At 68.7% G+C, this 15700-nt stretch carries 17 protein-coding genes; 5 read left to right on the forward strand and 12 right to left on the reverse strand.

Translation table 11 applies throughout. The annotated features are described in order from the left end of the window. Positions 1-153: 153 nt before the first annotated feature. Both msrA and ACFVJ5_RS33635 read left to right on the forward strand, forming a co-directional pair. Positions 154-669 (forward strand): peptide-methionine (S)-S-oxide reductase MsrA, encoded by a 516-nt coding sequence (msrA, locus tag ACFVJ5_RS33630; RefSeq protein ID WP_056816640.1) that lies wholly within the window; start codon positions 154-156, stop codon positions 667-669. Between the two features lie 108 nt (positions 670-777). Next, positions 778-1815, forward strand: a complete 1038-nt coding sequence (locus ACFVJ5_RS33635) for a hypothetical protein (protein ID WP_379226476.1) — start codon at positions 778-780, stop codon at positions 1813-1815. A 54-nt stretch (positions 1816-1869) separates the two neighbouring features. On the opposite strand, the gene ACFVJ5_RS33640 is transcribed toward ACFVJ5_RS33635, so the two are convergent. Further along, positions 1870-2118, reverse strand: coding sequence for a hypothetical protein (locus ACFVJ5_RS33640; protein WP_379226478.1), 249 nt, complete (start codon positions 2116-2118; stop codon positions 1870-1872). Positions 2119-2232: 114 nt separating this feature from the next. On the opposite strand from ACFVJ5_RS33640, the gene ACFVJ5_RS33645 reads away from it, so the two are divergent. After that, positions 2233-3267 carry a hypothetical protein gene (locus ACFVJ5_RS33645; protein WP_379226480.1) on the forward strand — a complete coding sequence of 345 codons (1035 nt, stop codon included), beginning with the start codon at positions 2233-2235 and terminating at the stop codon, positions 3265-3267. A 64-nt stretch (positions 3268-3331) separates the two neighbouring features. Here the strand turns inward: ACFVJ5_RS33645 and ACFVJ5_RS33650 are convergent, their stop codons facing one another. Further along, positions 3332-3985 (reverse strand): nucleotidyltransferase domain-containing protein, encoded by a 654-nt coding sequence (locus tag ACFVJ5_RS33650; RefSeq protein WP_379226482.1) that lies wholly within the window; start codon positions 3983-3985, stop codon positions 3332-3334. An 83-nt stretch (positions 3986-4068) separates the two neighbouring features. Beyond that, a complete protein-coding gene (locus tag ACFVJ5_RS33655; protein ID WP_379226484.1) occupies positions 4069-5670 on the reverse strand; it encodes a phosphatase PAP2 family protein in 1602 nt (533 codons plus the stop codon). Positions 5671-5799: 129 nt separating this feature from the next. Here ACFVJ5_RS33655 and gcvT point away from each other — a divergent pair, with 129 nt between their 5' ends. Then, positions 5800-6900: a glycine cleavage system aminomethyltransferase GcvT gene (gene gcvT / locus ACFVJ5_RS33660; RefSeq protein ID WP_379226486.1), complete on the forward strand. Its 1101-nt coding sequence runs from the start codon at positions 5800-5802 to the stop codon at positions 6898-6900. 55 nt (positions 6901-6955) lie between these two features. Continuing rightward, on the forward strand, positions 6956-8053 hold the full coding sequence (locus ACFVJ5_RS33665) for a branched-chain amino acid aminotransferase (RefSeq protein WP_379226488.1): 1098 nt from the start codon (positions 6956-6958) through the stop codon (positions 8051-8053). A 55-nt stretch (positions 8054-8108) separates the two neighbouring features. Here ACFVJ5_RS33665 and ACFVJ5_RS33670 read toward each other — a convergent pair whose 3' ends face one another. The 9 genes from ACFVJ5_RS33670 to ACFVJ5_RS33710 form a co-directional block, all read right to left on the reverse strand. Next, positions 8109-8822, reverse strand: coding sequence for an MBL fold metallo-hydrolase (locus tag ACFVJ5_RS33670; protein ID WP_379226490.1), 714 nt, complete (start codon positions 8820-8822; stop codon positions 8109-8111). Between the two features lie 133 nt (positions 8823-8955). Continuing rightward, positions 8956-9705 (reverse strand): adenosylcobinamide-GDP ribazoletransferase, encoded by a 750-nt coding sequence (locus ACFVJ5_RS33675; RefSeq protein ID WP_379226492.1) that lies wholly within the window; start codon positions 9703-9705, stop codon positions 8956-8958. Then, on the reverse strand, positions 9702-10817 hold the full coding sequence (gene cobT / locus ACFVJ5_RS33680; RefSeq protein ID WP_379226494.1) for a nicotinate-nucleotide--dimethylbenzimidazole phosphoribosyltransferase: 1116 nt from the start codon (positions 10815-10817) through the stop codon (positions 9702-9704). Before cobT ends, ACFVJ5_RS33675 begins: the two co-directional genes overlap by 4 nt. A gap of 39 nt (positions 10818-10856) precedes the next feature. Then, positions 10857-11393, reverse strand: a complete 537-nt coding sequence (locus ACFVJ5_RS33685) for a bifunctional adenosylcobinamide kinase/adenosylcobinamide-phosphate guanylyltransferase (RefSeq protein ID WP_379226496.1) — start codon at positions 11391-11393, stop codon at positions 10857-10859. A 57-nt stretch (positions 11394-11450) separates the two neighbouring features. Then, the gene (locus ACFVJ5_RS33690; protein WP_379226498.1) at positions 11451-12266 is read right to left on the reverse strand and encodes an alpha/beta hydrolase; all 816 of its coding nucleotides are present in this window, start codon (positions 12264-12266) and stop codon (positions 11451-11453) included. 218 nt (positions 12267-12484) lie between these two features. Further along, positions 12485-13036 carry a pyridoxamine 5'-phosphate oxidase family protein gene (locus tag ACFVJ5_RS33695; RefSeq protein WP_379226500.1) on the reverse strand — a complete coding sequence of 184 codons (552 nt, stop codon included), beginning with the start codon at positions 13034-13036 and terminating at the stop codon, positions 12485-12487. Beyond that, positions 13036-14577 carry a phytoene desaturase family protein gene (locus ACFVJ5_RS33700; RefSeq protein ID WP_379226501.1) on the reverse strand — a complete coding sequence of 514 codons (1542 nt, stop codon included), beginning with the start codon at positions 14575-14577 and terminating at the stop codon, positions 13036-13038. The genes ACFVJ5_RS33695 and ACFVJ5_RS33700 overlap by 1 nt, the downstream gene beginning before the upstream one ends. Continuing rightward, entirely contained in the window at positions 14570-15322 is a 753-nt protein-coding gene (locus tag ACFVJ5_RS33705) for an SDR family NAD(P)-dependent oxidoreductase (RefSeq protein ID WP_379226503.1), read from the reverse strand. The genes ACFVJ5_RS33700 and ACFVJ5_RS33705 overlap by 8 nt, the downstream gene beginning before the upstream one ends. Next, positions 15306-15698, reverse strand: a complete 393-nt coding sequence (locus tag ACFVJ5_RS33710; RefSeq protein WP_379226505.1) for a lipocalin-like domain-containing protein — start codon at positions 15696-15698, stop codon at positions 15306-15308. The genes ACFVJ5_RS33705 and ACFVJ5_RS33710 overlap by 17 nt, the downstream gene beginning before the upstream one ends. Positions 15699-15700: the final 2 nt, after the last annotated feature.

Consider the following 15700-nt stretch of genomic DNA (forward strand, 5'->3'; position numbering starts at 1 on the left):
TTCCTGGATGTACCTGAAAGTGCACTCCGACATTGCTGAGGTAACGCTCGGGCGGCAACAATACTGACGGGAATTCCGGCGCTGAAACCGGTGTTCCATAGAGGCGGTTGTGGCCGATTTGTGCGACCGTTGAGCCCTCATGAAGGAGGATGTGTGAGCGACACTCGTAAGGCGATTCTGGCCGGTGGATGCTTCTGGGGCATGCAGGATCTGATCCGTCGTCAGCCCGGCGTGCTGGCCACCAGGGTCGGCTACACCGGCGGGACCAACGACAATCCGACCTACCGCAATCACCCGGGTCACGCCGAGGCCGTCGAGATCGAATACGACCCGGCGCAGACCGATTACCGCGCGTTGCTCGAGTTCCTGTTCCAGATCCACGATCCGACCACCAAGGATCGCCAGGGCAACGATCTCGGCGACAGTTACCGTTCCGCGATCTTCTATCTCGACGACGATCAGCGCCGTATCGCCCTCGATACCATCGCCGACGTCGACGCGTCGGGCCTGTGGCCGGGCAAGGTCGTCACCGAGGTGACCCCGGCGAGCGCGTTCTGGGACGCTGAGCCCGAGCACCAGGACTACCTGATTCGCTACCCCGACGGCTACACCTGCCATTTTCCTCGTCCCGGCTGGAAACTCCCGAAGCGCGAGAACACCGACAAGTAGCGTTTTCCATATGTCATGATCGGCTGTGTCGGCGTGACCGTGACGTCGGATCGGAGTACTCATATGAGCGGCAGCGGCCGTCTCGAACGATGAGGGGAAGCGATTCGGATGACATATGGACAGCAGCAACCCGGTTATCCCCCGGCGGGACCGACGCTCAGTGTCGGTGATGCCATCGGGTACGGGTGGACGAAATTCAAAGACAACGCGCTCGTATGGATCGGGATGGTGGTCGTCGCCTTCCTGATCCAGGCGGTGATCAGCTTCCTGTTCGGCCTCGGAAATTCCGGCGACACCGATTATGACGGCGGTGTCAGTTTCGGGTTCGGGCTCTGGCAGATCCTCGGCACCATCGTGAGCACGGTGATCGGATATCTGATCTCGGCGGCATTCGTGCGTGGCTCGCTGCACGAAACCGATGGCAACAAGCCCGGATTCGGGTCGTTCTTCCAGTTCACCAATGTGGGTGCGGTGATCATCGCCGGCCTGCTGGTCGGTCTGGCGACCGGCATCGGACTGCTGCTGTGCGTGCTGCCGGGCCTGGTCATCGCGTTCTTCACCTGGTGGACGATGCAGTTCGTGATCGACCGCGACCAGGACGCTGTCACCGCGATCAAGTCGAGTTTCTCGGCGATCTCGAGCAATGCGGGAACGCTGCTGTTGCTGGCGCTGGCGCTGTTCGGTATCAACATCGTCGGCGCGCTGCTGTGCGGCCTGGGCCTGCTCGTCACGATCCCGTTGACGATCATCGCCTCGACCTATGCCTACCGGGTTGTCACCGGTGGGCCGGTCGCCGGTGCGGCGACGGCCCCGGAGCCGGGATACCCGCAGCAATACGGCGGGCCCGCAGGGGGATACGGCGGGCAGCCGGGGTACGGCGGTCCGGAAGGCGGACAGGGTTACGGCGGTCCCGCAGGCGGACCGGGTTACGGCGGTCCTGCGGGCGGTCCCGGTTACGGCGGGCCCGCAGGCGGACCGGGTTACGGTGGGCCCGCGGGCGGACAGGGTTACGGCGGTCCTGCGGGCGGTCCCGGTACCGGCGGTCCGGGCACGGGCGGACAGGGTTACGGCGGTCCCGGGTACCCGGATGGTCCTGATCTGGGCAAGCCCGGTGACCAGGGCTGGGGACCTGAAGGCAACCGCTGAGGAGTTGATCCCGAGGGGCGTGCGATGTCGCTCATCGCACGCCCCTCGTGCTGTTCACTCGCAGCCGATGCCGTCTCCGTCACGGTCGAGGCCGTAGTCGTCGGGGCCGATCACCTTGACGCGGCCGGTGTAGACGGGGCCGTTGCCGCTGCCGCCTTCGCAGTCCACATCGCTGACGATGGGCAGGCACGGAGTGTAGGAGTCGTGGCAGTTCGAGGGCTGCGCTGCTGCGACGGTCGGCGTGGCGATCGCGAACGCGAAGGCCGCGATGACGGCGGAACCGAGGGTTACGGCGTATTTCATTGTGCTCCATTCAATTATCCAGCGGCGCACAGTGTTTCACGGTCGGGTGATTTGTCGGAAGTTTGCTTGTCGGTACCTGCCGGTAGCATCGGGGGACTCGAACAAGGGGGAGTGATGCGGGGGAAGTGGCGGGCGTTGTCGTGGTGGGCGCGGAGTGCGGTGCTCGCGCTCGCGCTGGTTCTCGTGGTGACGCTGCCGGTGGCGGGGGTGGTAGCCGCCCTGCTGGTGCACAACATCGGCGAACAGTCCGAACAGGCGCGGACGCGAGGGAGAGACGCGGTCTGGCTCGGGCATGCCTGGGTGGACGGGCGCAAGACCGACGCCGATATCGACGGACTCGGGAAGTTGCTGGCAGGTACCGGAGTTCGGGATCTGTATGTCCATACGGGACCGCTGGAACACGACGGGAGTCTGCGCGAGGATCTCGCGCCGCGGGCGCAATGGTTCGTCGACGCGGTGCACGCGCGATTACCGGGGATACGGGTGCAGTCGTGGCTGGGCGACATCGTGCAGCCCGAATTCGACGGCCTGGATGTGGAATCGGCGGCCTCGCGCGAGCGGGTGGTGGCGTCGGCGCGGCGAGTGCTGGCCTACGGGTTCGACGGCGTGCACTACGACCTCGAACCCATTCGGTCCGGATCGCCGGGATTTCTCGCGCTGCTCGACGCGACTCGGGTCGTGACCTCGGGGGCGCGCGTACAGCTGTCGGTCTCGGCGCCGGTGATCGATCCGCTACCGGGATTGCATTCGGTGGGTTCGGCTGTCGCCGATCACGGAAAATGGTGGAGCCAAGCCTATTTCGCCGAGGTTGCCCGTCGCGCCGATCAGGTGGCGGTGATGTCCTATGACACGGCGATGCCCACCCGGGCTCTCTACAGCGGGTATGTGGCGCAGCAGACCGAACTCGCCGCCGAGGTGACCCCGGACGGGGTCGATCTCTTGATGGGTGCACCCGCTTTCTGGGCCGACGACCCAGGCCATCACGGTGCTGCCGAGACCGTTGCCGCCGCGGTTCGGGGAATTCGCCTCGGCCTGACCGACGCCGATGTCGACCGAGCGAATTTCGGTGTGGCTTTATACGTGGATTTCGCTGCCACGCCACAGGATTGGGCCGACTATCGACGAGAGTGGTGTCGAACAACCGAATGAATTCGGAGACCGTCCGATTCCGGATCGGCGGCACTACCGGTTCTCGGCTGCCTGTTCGTCGGGTCTATTCCGTGGTGGGGCCGATGGCGGGCGCACAGATCTCGGTCAGCCACGGGTGGTCGGGGTAGAGCTGGGTCAGCCAGGAATTCAGGCGGGCGAGCCGGTATTCGGGGAGCAGGGGGAGGACGCGGCGGAAGTCGCCGTCGTCCTTGGGGCGGTTGGCTTTCGCCTTGAACAGCAGCACGACCTCGGGAACGAGATAGGGGATGCCGTTGGTCGTGGTGCGGATGAGTTCGGTGTAGGGGAGCGTGATCGTGGGGTCGCGGCGGCAGATCCAGGTGTCGCCGTCGTGCGGTTCACGGAAGACGTCGAGATGGTAGGCGCCGGTGAAGGGGTCGCGCAGCCAGGTCTGGTGGAGTTCGGGGTAGGACGCCGCCAGGGAATAGGGCCAGAGCTCGCCGCTGCCGACGACGTCCCATTCGTATTCGGGGAAGGCTGCGGCGATCTGGGGGAAATCCGTTCGGGGGACAGTGATTTCGATGTCGTCGTGGGCGCGGGAGATCGCGCCGGCGAACAGGTCAAGGGCCCAGCCGCCCGCGACGGCCCAGGGGGCCGCACAGGTGGCGAGGCGGGCGGCGACCACGCTCGGGGTCCACGGGTCCCAGCGGCGGGCGGCTTCGGTTGCGGTGATCGGACGTCCCCCGTCCGGCGAGCTCATCTGTCCATCCTCGGTACCCATGGTCTGGGACGCAAGGTTGTTGTGGGCGATGGTGATCGAGACGAGACGGGTTTGTGAGGAAGTCAGCGTCGGCGGTCGGTGAGCCAGGCCAGCGGGCGGCGGTGGTGGGGTCGTGGGCGGTCTTCCCAGCGGGGGTTGTCCTCGTTACGGCGGTAGGCCGGGATCCGGCCCGCCACCGAGAAACGGAAAGTGGTTGCGATGCCCACTACTTCGCCGTCGGCGGCGACCGCGACGGGGGTTTTCGAGGTGACGGTGAGTTCGTGCATCTGGCGTTCGCCGTAGACGCGGCTGTGCCCGATGGCGGCGAGCATCAGGGCGATGACGGCGCGGGTGCGGGAGAACCGGACGTCGGCGCGGAGCCAGCGGACGTCGAGCAGGCCCTCGTCGAGGCGGGAGCGAAAGGCGGGCACGGCGCCGTGCGGGTGGTAGGGGCCGTTGCCGATGAACAGGAACCACATGTCGTGCCAGCGGTCGTCGAGCCGGATGTGGATCGGTTCCGCGCGGCGCAGGGTGACGACGAGGGCGGCGGCGAAGGCGGGCCACTTGCCCCAGCGGTCTTCCCACTTCTCGCGCAGGCGGACCAGTTCGGGGTAGGCGCCGATGCTCGCGGTGTTGATCCAATGGTGGGTGTAGGGGCCGTCGGTGGTGCCGAGTTCGACTGCGGCGATGTCGACTTCGACGGCCTCGCCGGTGCCGGTGGCATCGGCCACCTCGCGCAGGTCGTAGACGCCGAGGTCGCGGGCGAAGTGGTTCAGGGTGCCGGCGGGGATGACGACCAGGGGCAGGTTGTTGCGGACCGCGACGGCCGCCGCCGCGGCGATGGTGCCGTCTCCGCCCGCGGCGCCGACCGCGAGGACCGGGGTGTGGTCGCTCGCCGCGCGAGCCGCGGTGTCGCCGTCGCTCGCGAGGGCGGCGTCGACCGCTTCCTGCAACACCTCGACGGCGTCACGGCCGGGTTCGGTGCGTACCAGCGTCGCGGCGGGCAGGGCTTCGGCGATGTCGGCCGTGGGGTCGTAGGAGGAGTCGCCGGAGCGGGGATTCACCAGCAGCAGCAGGCCTTTGCCGTCGGCGAGGATCGGTGCGTCGTGCACGACGTGCGCGTCGGCCTCGTCGGATTCGCGAATCGGCCACCAGCGACGGGTGGTGAGAGCGACGGCGGTGCCGACGCCCGCGCCGACCAGCACATCGGAGGGCCAGTGCGCGCCGGTGTGGATGCGCGAGTAGGCGACGGCGGCGGCGACCGGCGCGACGGCGAGCGCGGCGCGCGGGCTCTCCAGGGCGACGGCCGTGGCGAAGGCGGCGGCATTGGCGCTGTGGCCGGACGGGAAGGACGACGACACCGGCGCGGCGACCAGCCTGCGGCCGAGCGGCATCAGTTCGCCCGGCGGCCGCCGCCGTGGGATCAGCGTCTTGAGCACGAGGTTGACGACGAAGCTGCTGCCCCCGAGCGCGATGACGCCGCGCAGCGCGGCCCGCCGCGGGGGACCCGGCTTCACCGCGAGCGCCGCCGCGACGGCCAGCCATAGACCGCCGGTATTGGCAGACCGGGTCAACCGCAGCATGCCGCGATCGACCGGCGATTCCGGAATGCGGGACACCGCCCGGCTCATCGTGTCGTCCATCCGGGCGACATGGCCGAAGCGTGCTCGGGGCAAATCACTCACATCCAGAACACTACCGCCGTTGGGCGTCACGATCTTTCGACGCGAAGCAGTGATGCGGTGACGAGAAGCGCGGCGGCGCCGATCCGACGTACGTTCATGTCGGCGATCCTCGCCCGATAAACTCTGCCCATGACCGACACCGCGCTGCTCGAGGGCCCCATCCACGCTGTTCATGTCGAACTCGGCGCCACCTTCGCGCCGTTCGGCGGGTGGGAGATGCCCGTGCAGTACGCGGGGACGGTCGGCGAGCACACGGCGGTGCGCACCACGGTCGGGCTCTTCGATGTGAGCCACCTCGGTAAGGCGACGGTCGCGGGGCCGGGAGCTGCGGCTTTCGTGAACTCGGCGCTGACCAACGACCTGGGCCGGATCCAGCCGGGCAAGGCGCAGTACACGCTGTGCTGCGCCGAGGACGGCGGCGTGATCGACGACCTGATCGCCTACTACGTCAGCGATGACGAGGTGTTCCTGGTACCGAACGCGGCCAACACCGCGGCGGTGGTCGCCGAGTTGCGCAAGGTCGCTCCCGAGGGGATCACCGTCACCGACCAGCATCGCGACTACGCGGTGTTCGCGGTGCAGGGCCCCAAGGCCACCGAGGTGCTCACCGCCCTCGGCCTGCCCACCGAGATGGAGTATATGGCCTACGCCGACGCCCAGTGGCAGGGCCGCCCGGTGCGCGTGTGCCGGACCGGCTACACCGGCGAGCACGGCTACGAGCTGCTGCCGACGTGGGCTGACGCGGAGCCGTTGTTCCGTGCTCTGATCGCGCAGGTCGAGGCCGAGGGTGGCCAGGCGGCCGGACTCGGCGCGCGCGACACCCTGCGCACCGAGATGGGCTACCCGCTGCACGGACACGAACTGTCCCTCGAGATCACCCCGAACCAGGCCCGCACCGGCTGGGCCGTGGGCTGGAAGAAGCCGGAATTCTGGGGCAAGGCCGCGCTCGAGCAGGAGAAGGCCGACGGCCCGCGCCGTACGCTGATGGGGCTGAAGGCACTGGATCGCGGCGTGCTGCGCCAGGGCCAGACCGTGCTCCGCGACGGCGAGCCGGTCGGCGAGACCACCTCGGGGACGTTCTCCCCGTCGCTGAAGGTCGGCATCGCGCTCGCGCTGCTCGACACCGACGCGAAGCTCGAACCCGGCGACGAGGTGGAGGTCGACGTGCGCGGGCGCAAGCTGCGCGCCGCGGTCGTCAAGCCGCCGTTCGTCGACACCAAGACCAAGTAACTCCCCCGTAGTGGGGGCGAGACAGCACCGAATCGGCCCGGATAGGATTCCCACCATGACAGTCGCCGCACAGTTCACCCGTATTCCGCACCCCGCGCCCACCCCGGCGCAGCAGCGGGAAGAGGTACTGGCGGCCCCCGGTTTCGGACGATTCTTCACCGATCACATGGTGTCGATCGACTACGCCGACGGCCGGTGGGGCAACGCGCGCGTCGAACCGTACGGCCCGCTGTCGATGGACCCGGCCACCATGGTGTTCCACTACGGCCAGGCGATCTTCGAAGGGCTCAAGGCCTACCGCCAGCCCGACGGCGAGATCGCGACCTTCCGCATCGATGCCAACGCCGCGCGGTTCCGCCGCTCGGCCGCGCGGATGGCGATGGCGGAACTGCCCGAGGAACTGTTCATCGAGTCCGTGCGCCAGCTCCTCGACGTCGACTCCGACTGGGTGCCCGCGGCCGGTGGCGAGGATTCGCTGTACCTGCGGCCGTTCATGTTCTCCACCGAGGCGGGCCTGGGCGTGAAGCCCGCGTCGGCCTACAAGTACCTGCTGCTCGCCTCGCCTGCCGGGGCCTATTTCCCGCGTGGTGTGAAGCCGGTGCGGGTGTGGCTGTCCACCGAGTACGTGCGCGCGGCTCCCGGCGGCACCGGTGAGGCGAAGGTGGCGGGCAACTACGCCTCGTCGCTGCTCGCGCAGGCGCAGGCCACCGACGAGGGCTGTGACCAGGTGGTCTGGCTGGACGCCTGCGAGCGTCGCTACGTCGAGGAGATGGGCACCAACAACCTGTTCTTCGTGTTCGGCACCGGCTCGGAAGCGCGACTGGTGACTCCCGAGCTGTCGGGTTCGCTGCTGCCCGGTATCACCCGCGACTCGTTGCTCACCCTGGCCGCCGACTCCGGCTACCCGGTGGAGGAGCGCAAGATCTCGGTGGAGGAATGGCGCAAGGGCGCCGAATCCGGGGAGATCAGTGAGGTCTTCGCGTGCGGGACCGCCGCGGTGATCACGCCGGTCGGCTGGGTGAAGTCCGGTGACGGTGAATTCGCCATCGGCGGTGGGGAGCCCGGTGAGGTGACGATGGCGCTGCGCGACACGTTGACCGGAATCCAGCGCGGCACCTTCGCCGACACCCATGGGTGGATGCGGACTCTGTAAGCGCCACAACAGCATTCGAGAGCGGGTCCCCATCGCGGGGCCCGCTCTTGTGCTGTCAGCCCGGCATCAGCGCCTGCCACTCGCCCAGGGACTTCGGCCGCAGCACGTAGTTGCTGTCGCGCAGGGAGGCCAGTGCGCCGCTCGGCGCTTCGGAGTACCAGTGGCCGGGGTAGACGACCGGGTTGCCGTCGAGGGCGGCGAGCTGGCGCAGGCTGCGGAACATCTCGTCGGAGTCGCCGCCGGGGAAGTCGGTGCGGCCGCAGCCGTCCACGAACAGGGTGTCGCCGGAGATGAGGCGACCGTCGAACAGGAAGCACTGGCTACCCGGCGTGTGGCCGGGCGTGTGGAGTAACTCGATGTCGAACGCGCCGACCGTCACCTTGTCTCCGTGGTCGTGGCCGGTCAGATCGCTGGGGGCGATGCCGGTGGTCTGGGCGACCCACTCGAGTTCGTGCTTGTTGACATGCACCGGGACGCTGGTCTTCTCGAGCAGTTCGGCCACGCCGCCGAGGGTGAAACCGAGCATGGTGCCACCGACATGGTCGGGATGATGGTGGGTGGCGAGCACGCCGGATACCCGCATGCCGTCGGCCTCCGCGACGTCGACCAGGTCGGCAGCCTGGTAGGCGGGGTCGACCAGGAGGGTCTCGCCGGTCTCCCGGTCGCCGATCAGATACGCGAAGTTGCGCATCTGCGTGGCGATCGGATCGCCGACGGCGTAATCCCGGCCGGACAGCAGCTGGCGGAAGTAGAGGCGCTCGGATGACATGCGCTCCACTGTATTGCCACCGGTGTGCTGGGGATGCACCCGAGTACCGTTGACCGGACGGTCTGTGGGAGCACACAATCGCCGATATCTTGGACTTGTGACCAGTCCGAGTTTGCGGTGAATGTGCGATCGGCTATAACCCCAGCGAGAAGCCAACTGCGGCAATCGAAACCGTGATCTCCACGACAGTGCCGAGGATATCGCCGGACAGGCCCTCGAAACGGCGGACGCAGTGGCGAGTGATCGTGGCGGTCAGCGCGAGGGCGGCGATCATCACGACGGGGCCGAGCCAGAGGTTGTCTGGCACCGCCGCGACCGCGGCGACAACGGCGAACGTCGGCCAGATCAGCACGGCGGCGCGGGGCTGAGTGCCTGCGACCAATGCGCCGAAACCCGCGTCGGGGGCGGCGGGGATGCCGGTGCGGCAGGCGAGCACGACGGCGACTCGGCCCGCGGCGACGGCGAGGACGAGCGCGAGCCAGCGGTGCTGTTCGGCCAGGGTCGCGAAAGCCACCGCTTGAACAGCGATGGCGAAGATGAGAGCGGCGACGCCGAACGGGCCCGCACCGCCGGACTTCATGATCTCGCGGGCACGCGCGGGGGGACCGTAGCTGCCGAGCCCGTCGACGGTGTCGGCCAGGCCGTCGAGATGCATGCCCCGGGTGAGCAGGGCGAGCAGGCCGACGACCAGGAAACCGGCGAGCAGGGTGGTCAGGCCCGCGCTGACCGATAACCGGAGGGCGCCCGCCGCGAACGCTCCCAGAGCGAGCCCGATCAGCGGGGCGAGAGTGATCGCGTGGCCCGCTGTGCGCCGGTCGACCAGTGCCGGGCCGGCGATCGGGACGACCGTCAGCCAGGAGACCGCGAGTCGGAGCGCGTTCACTTGGCCAGGTCGACGGTGTCCGATTCCTCGCCCGAGGTGCTGACGCCCGCGTCGGCGAAGGTCGACATCTCGGCGAGGGTGGCGACCGCGGCCCGCAGGATCGGGAGGGCGGTCAGGGCGCCGGAGCCTTCGCCGAGGCGCATCTCGAGGTCGATCAGCGGGGTCAGGCGCAGGTGCTTCAAGGCCAGGTCGTGGGCCGGTTCGGTGGAGCGGTGGGCCGGCAGCCACCAGGCTTTCGCGCCCGCGGCGATGTCTTCGGCGACCAGGGCGGCGGCGGTGACCACCACGCCGTCGAGCAGGACTGGGGTGCGGCGGATCGCGGCCTGAGCGAGGAAACCGGCCATGGCGGCGAAGTCGGCGCCCGCGGCGACGCGGAGCAGGTCGACGGGATCGGTGGCGACGGGGCGGGCGCGGCGCATGCCGTCGCGGATGGCGGCGACCTTGCGGATCCAGCCCTGGTCGTCGACGCCGGTGCCGCGGCCGACCGCGGCGACGGGTTCGGTGCCGGTGAGGACGGCGATGAGAACGGTGGCGGGGGTGGTGTTGCCGATGCCCATGTCGCCGGCGATGAGCAGGTCGGCGCCCGCGTCGATTTCCTCGTCGGCGATCGCGCGACCCGCGGCCAGCGCGGCGGTGACCTCGGCGTCGGTGAGCGCGTCCTCGCGGTCGATGGAACCGCTCGAGCGGCGCACCTTGTGCTGGGACACCGAGGGCTCGGTATCACCGTCGACGGCGACATCGACGACCCGCACGGTCGCGCCCGCCACGGCGGCCAGCGCGTTCACGGCCGCGCCGCCGGCCAGGAAATTGGCCACCATCTGCGCGGTGACCTCGCTCGGATACGCCGAGACACCGTGCTTCGCCACGCCGTGATCACCCGCGAACAGCACCACCCTGGCCCGTTCGAACTGCGCGGGCGGGCACACTCCCTGGCACGCGGCGACCCAGTTGCCGAGTTCCTCGAGCCGTCCCAGCGATCCGGCCGGTTTGGTGAGCTGCGTCTGGCGCTGCTCGGCCGCCGCGCGCACCTGCGCGTCCGGGGCCGCGACCGGGTCGAATCCGTGAGTCACTGGCAAGCCTTTCGGAAGTGGTACGGGGTGTTCGACGCTCATCTTGCCCGGATCACGGTGCGCGGCGCCGACCGACCCGGCTCATTTCAATCGAAGCGGCAGCCCGGCGACGATGAGGTACGCCTCGTCGCACGCCCGCGCGAGACGCTGGTTCAGTGTGCCGATCTCGTCGCGGAACAGCCGCCCCGAGCGGGTCGCCGGGATAACGCCCATGCCCACCTCGGGCGAGACGATCACCAGCCGTTCCCGGTAGGCCGCGACAGCCTCGACGAGCATGTCGCAGTCGGGGGTGACGGTGCCGCGCGGTGCGTCCCAGGCCGCACGGGCGTCGAGGCGCGCGGTGAGCCAGGTGCCGATGTCGTCGAGCAGGGTCGCGGGCGCGCCGGTGGCGAGAACCGTTGCGGGCTCGGCGTTCTCGACGGTCGTCCAGTGTGCGGGGCGGCGGTCACGGTGGACGGCGATCCGGTCGGCGAAGTCGTGATCGGCGGGATCGACCACGGCGGTGGCCAGATAGCGAACGGAGGGTGCGTCGGTCAGCACGGCCTCGGCGAAGGCGGATTTTCCGGAGCGGGCGCCGCCGAGCACGAGGACGCGGGCCGAGGGGGACCTGTCTGACATGTCAGCACGGTAGCAATCGGCGACGTCGCGCCACTGGCGACACCGTCGGCTGCCGAGTCAGGCCGACAGTGCGTCCAGGATCATCGGGCGGGCGGTGGTGAGGGCCTGTTGCCAGTACGGCCAGTTGTGGGTGCCGTTGACGATGTCGACGCGCGCGGAGACGCCGAGGGCGGTGGCCCGGTCGCGGAAGATGCCGGCGGCGACCACCGTCATCGCCTCGAGGCTCATCGCGTTGAGGGTGTTGCCGAGGCCGTAGGGGACATCGGCGGCGCCCGGGATGCCGTTGCCGGTGGTCACATAGACAGGCAGGCCGCGCAGCCGCTCGACCTGGGCGGTGGCGTCGTTGCGGGCCCACGCGGGGTCGCCGGCCGGGCCCCACATGTCGTCGACGTTGAAATTGCCCTCGTCGAGCATGGCGACGCGCATGGCCTGGTTCCACATCGGGTAGGTCGGGTTGACGAAGCCGGAGAACGAACCGGCGAAGCGGAACTGGTCACGATGGTGGGCGGCGAGGGTCAGTGCGGCGTTGCCGCCCATGGACGCGCCGACGATGGCGTTGTTGGTGCGCGAGACCCCATATCCGGCAAGGAAATCGGGCAGTTCACGGGTGAGGAACGTTTCCCACCGGTAGGTCGTCTTCTGGCCGTTGGTGCTGCTGGGCCGGTACCAGTCGGTGTAGAAGCTGGAGTGCCCGCCGACCGGGAACACCACAGTGACGTTGTCGCCGGCGAATTGGCGCAGCGCGTCGGTGTCGGTGGTCCATTGGCTGTGGTCGTCGGGGGCACGCAGACCGTCGAGCAGATACAGCGCGGAGCTGCCGCCGCGCGCCGCCCACTGCACCTGGACCTTGATCGGGCCCATGCTCGACGGCACGATCAAATCCTCGAAACCGCCTGCGGGCGTTCGTATCACCGGCGGCGCGGCAACGGCCGCGGAGGTGCCGATGGACGACACGACCACGGCCGTCGCGACGATCGTGAGAGCTCGGCTCAGCCGACGAGATCTTCCCCACCCAACGTTGAACACATCAGCCAGCTGATCAGTTTCCGATGGGTCGAGTCAAGCAGACTGTGCGACCTCACAGCCCGAACTCACCCGGTTCGGCGCGCCGAATGGTAAGGGCGGCAACCGGTGACGGTGCGGCCGTCGTAGCTGAATTCCAGGAACACCCGCCAGAGCTGGCGGACCCGGTGATCGGCCCACAGTCCGCGGGTCGGTTCGATGCGATAGAACACCTGCTGGCCTTCGTCGGGGAGTTTGACATTGTCGTAGAGGGAGATATCGGCGAGCCACGGGAACTGCTCGAAGCTCAGAGTGACGGCCCGCTGGATCTCGGCGGGATCGGTGACCAGCGTGGCGCGCCCCTGGATCTGCACCGAATGAATGGCGTGGCGACCCGCGAAACCGCCGGGTGGAATATGGCTCACCACGTAGCTGACATTCGGATTCTGTTGCATCTGAGCGTGTTTGCGATTGAATTGGAAGGTGTGCATGTAGGCGATGAGACCGTCGGCGGCGATGTGCATGGCCGAGGTCGACGGCGCGCCCTGCTCGTCGATGGTGGCCAGTGCGGCGAGCTCCTCGGTGCGCAGGAGTTCGGTGATCGCTTCCTGGACTTCGGCGGGGCCGGGTTCGGTGGTCATCAGGCGCCCATCCCCAGGTCGGCGAGGACCGCCAGCGCGGCGGCTCTCGCGCCACCGGTGACACCCTGGCCGGGATGAGTGGACGGCCCGACGAGATAGAAGCCCTCGGCGGGCAGCCGGTAGCCCATGTTCGGCAGCGGTCGCATACCCATGAACTGAAACAGCTGGCAGCCGAAGTGGCCGGGATCGCCGTCCACCCAGGCGTCGTTGTAGCGCTCCATGTCCAGTGGGCTGTGCACCACCCGCGACAGCACCTGATCGGGGCCGATATTCGTGGTCATCTGCGCGAAGGTGGCGAAGACCTGATCGAAGATCTCCTCCTTGCGGCTGTCCCAATCGCCCTCGGCCAGCTCCATCGGGGCATATCCGAGCAGGTAGAGCGTGTGATGCGGGGCGGGGGCCCTGCTGGGGTCCCAGCGGGTGGCGGTCGAGACCGTCGGGATGGTGTGCACCGGTTCGCCGTATTTGAGCTGGTCGAAGGTACGCAGCAGGTCGGGCAGATCGAGGGCGACCTCCTGGAAACCGGCTTCGGTGACCTCCGGCCCGGCCCGGAACTCGGGCGCCTCGCTCAGGACGAGATGCCCGGCGACCAGGCGGAAACCGGCGGACTTGATCCGGTCGACCTTGCGCTCCCACTCGGCGCCGAATCGGTGCTCCACCATCGCGGGCAGCTGCTTGATATTGAGGTCGGCCAGGACAGCGCGACGCGCGCTGAACTCGGTGCCGTCGGCGCAGCGCACCCCGGTGACCCGGTCGCCGTCGAACCTGAACCGCTCGACCTTCGCGCCGGTGTGGATGGTGCCGCCGTAGCCGCGCAGCGCGGCGGCGAGCGCGTCGGACAGTGACTGCGAGCCGCCCACCGCGAAACCCATGCCGTAGCGATGGATGAACGGCACCATCAGCAGCAGGAAGGCGCCGGTGCCGCCCTCGTCCGGTGAGATCAGCAGTTCCGACACCCAACGGCACAGGGCCGCTTTGACTTTCGGGTGCACGAACCACTCGTGGCAGACATCGAGGTAGCTCATCATGAGCACCCGCATCGTCTCCTGACCGATCTCGGACTGTTCCAGCTGCGCGAACAGCGCGCCGAGCGGGGCAGGCGGGCGGAACATCGCGGGCAGCAGCTGGTCGAGCAGCGGGCTCGCGAATTCGTAGAAACGCAGATAGTTCTCGGCGTCGACGGGGGAGATCCGCGCGATCGTCTCGGCCGTCTTGTGCACGTCGTGATAGAAGGCGATGAAGTCGTCGTCGGGGAACACCACCGACATGCTGGGGTCGGGATAGACATAGCTCAGCCCGTGCTCGGCGAGCAGGCCCAGTTCGTCGTCGAGGATCATCGGATTGCCGTGGATGAAGATGTGCGCGGCGGCGTGCAGGTCGTGCTGGTGACCGGGCAGGGTCACCGCCTCGCTGACGACGCCACCGCCGATCTCCGGCTTGGCCTCCAGGACGACGACATCCAGGCCCGCCTTGGCGAGGTAGGCGGCGGCGGTGAGGCCGTTGTGCCCCGCCCCGACGACGATCACGTCATGGTCAGCCATGGTGTGCTCCGAGTCCGTAGCCGCCGTCGATGTCCCAGATCGAGCCGGTGACGAAACCGGCGCCCGTGGAATCGAGCAGGGTCAGTACCGGCGCCGCGACCTCGTCGGCGGTGGCGATGCGTTTGATCACGTTCGTGGCGACGACGCCTTCCTCCAGTCCCGCGATCGCCTCGGCGCCCGCGCGGAAGCCCGGGGTCTCGGTGATGCCGGCACAGACGCCGTTGACTCGAATTCCCCTGGGGCCGAGTTCACTTGCCCACGTCGGCACCAGGTATTGCAGGGCCGCCTTGGTAGCGCCGTAGATGCCGGTGCCCGGTCCCGGCTTGCGGCCGATGGCGGAGGAGATGACCGCGATCGAGGAACCGGTCTGCTTGGCCAGGGCGGGCACCGCCGCGGCGACGGTGGCGATGGTGCCGCGCAGGTTGACGTCGATGATCCGGTTCACTTCCGCCATCGGCTGGGCGAAAATCGCACCGGGAATGAGGATTCCGGCATTGCACACCAGGAGGTCGAGGCCGCCGAACTGCTCGACCGCGTGGTCGACGGCGTGGTGCGCGGTGTCCGGATCGGCGATGTCGCCGCTGATCCAGGCCGCGCCCAGGGTGCCCGCCGCCTCGGCCAGTTCCTTCTCCCGGCGCCCGGTGAGTACCACCTTCGCGCCCTCGGCGACGAGCGCCGCCGCGATCGCGTAGCCGATGCCCTCGCTCGATCCGGTGATCAGAGCGGTCTTACCTTCGAATCGCATGCTTCTCCTGTGCTGCTTCGGCCCTGCGCCACTGCACGACGCGGCCGTTGTCGGGGGTGGTGCGGATGGTGAGCAGACCGTCGGTCAGCTCGGCGATGCGGACTTGTTCCTCGCCGACCCAGTCGGTGCGTGAGCAGACGAGGATGTGATGGCGCAGGACGCCGTCGTCGACGCTCCAGCGGCCCGCGTATCCCATGAACGCGGGTTCGCCGGGGGCGGTGCGCATCATCGCGACCGAGAGGTGGCCGGACGCGGTGTAGGTGAGGAACCCGGCGGGCTCGGCGCCGAGCGGGCCGGGCGTCGGCGTGCCCGTGGGATCGGTGTCGTGGAACGACGCGAGTTGCCAGGTGCCGATCAGATCGTCGGGTCGGGGCATGG

It is taken from the genome of Nocardia sp. NPDC127606, assembly GCF_042671725.1.
Lineage (GTDB): Bacteria > Actinomycetota > Actinomycetes > Mycobacteriales > Mycobacteriaceae > Nocardia.

What these genes read in the sequence shown, in the direction of transcription:
- ACFVJ5_RS33635 (WP_379226476.1), top strand. Translation starts at nt 778, where the DNA reads ATGACATATGGACAGCAGCAACCCGGTTATCCCCCGGCGGGACCGACG.
- ACFVJ5_RS33640 (WP_379226478.1), bottom strand. Translation starts at nt 2,118, where the DNA reads ATGAAATACGCCGTAACCCTCGGTTCCGCCGTCATCGCGGCCTTCGCG.
- ACFVJ5_RS33645 (WP_379226480.1), top strand. Translation starts at nt 2,233, where the DNA reads ATGCGGGGGAAGTGGCGGGCGTTGTCGTGGTGGGCGCGGAGTGCGGTG.
- ACFVJ5_RS33650 (WP_379226482.1), bottom strand. Translation starts at nt 3,985, where the DNA reads ATGAGCTCGCCGGACGGGGGACGTCCGATCACCGCAACCGAAGCCGCC.
- gcvT (WP_379226486.1), top strand. Translation starts at nt 5,800, where the DNA reads ATGACCGACACCGCGCTGCTCGAGGGCCCCATCCACGCTGTTCATGTC.
- ACFVJ5_RS33665 (WP_379226488.1), top strand. Translation starts at nt 6,956, where the DNA reads ATGACAGTCGCCGCACAGTTCACCCGTATTCCGCACCCCGCGCCCACC.
- ACFVJ5_RS33670 (WP_379226490.1), bottom strand. Translation starts at nt 8,822, where the DNA reads ATGTCATCCGAGCGCCTCTACTTCCGCCAGCTGCTGTCCGGCCGGGAT.
- cobT (WP_379226494.1), bottom strand. Translation starts at nt 10,817, where the DNA reads ATGAGCGTCGAACACCCCGTACCACTTCCGAAAGGCTTGCCAGTGACT.
- ACFVJ5_RS33685 (WP_379226496.1), bottom strand. Translation starts at nt 11,393, where the DNA reads ATGTCAGACAGGTCCCCCTCGGCCCGCGTCCTCGTGCTCGGCGGCGCC.
- ACFVJ5_RS33695 (WP_379226500.1), bottom strand. Translation starts at nt 13,036, where the DNA reads ATGACCACCGAACCCGGCCCCGCCGAAGTCCAGGAAGCGATCACCGAA.
- ACFVJ5_RS33700 (WP_379226501.1), bottom strand. Translation starts at nt 14,577, where the DNA reads ATGGCTGACCATGACGTGATCGTCGTCGGGGCGGGGCACAACGGCCTC.
- ACFVJ5_RS33705 (WP_379226503.1), bottom strand. Translation starts at nt 15,322, where the DNA reads ATGCGATTCGAAGGTAAGACCGCTCTGATCACCGGATCGAGCGAGGGC.
- ACFVJ5_RS33710 (WP_379226505.1), bottom strand. Translation starts at nt 15,698, where the DNA reads ATGCCCCGACCCGACGATCTGATCGGCACCTGGCAACTCGCGTCGTTC.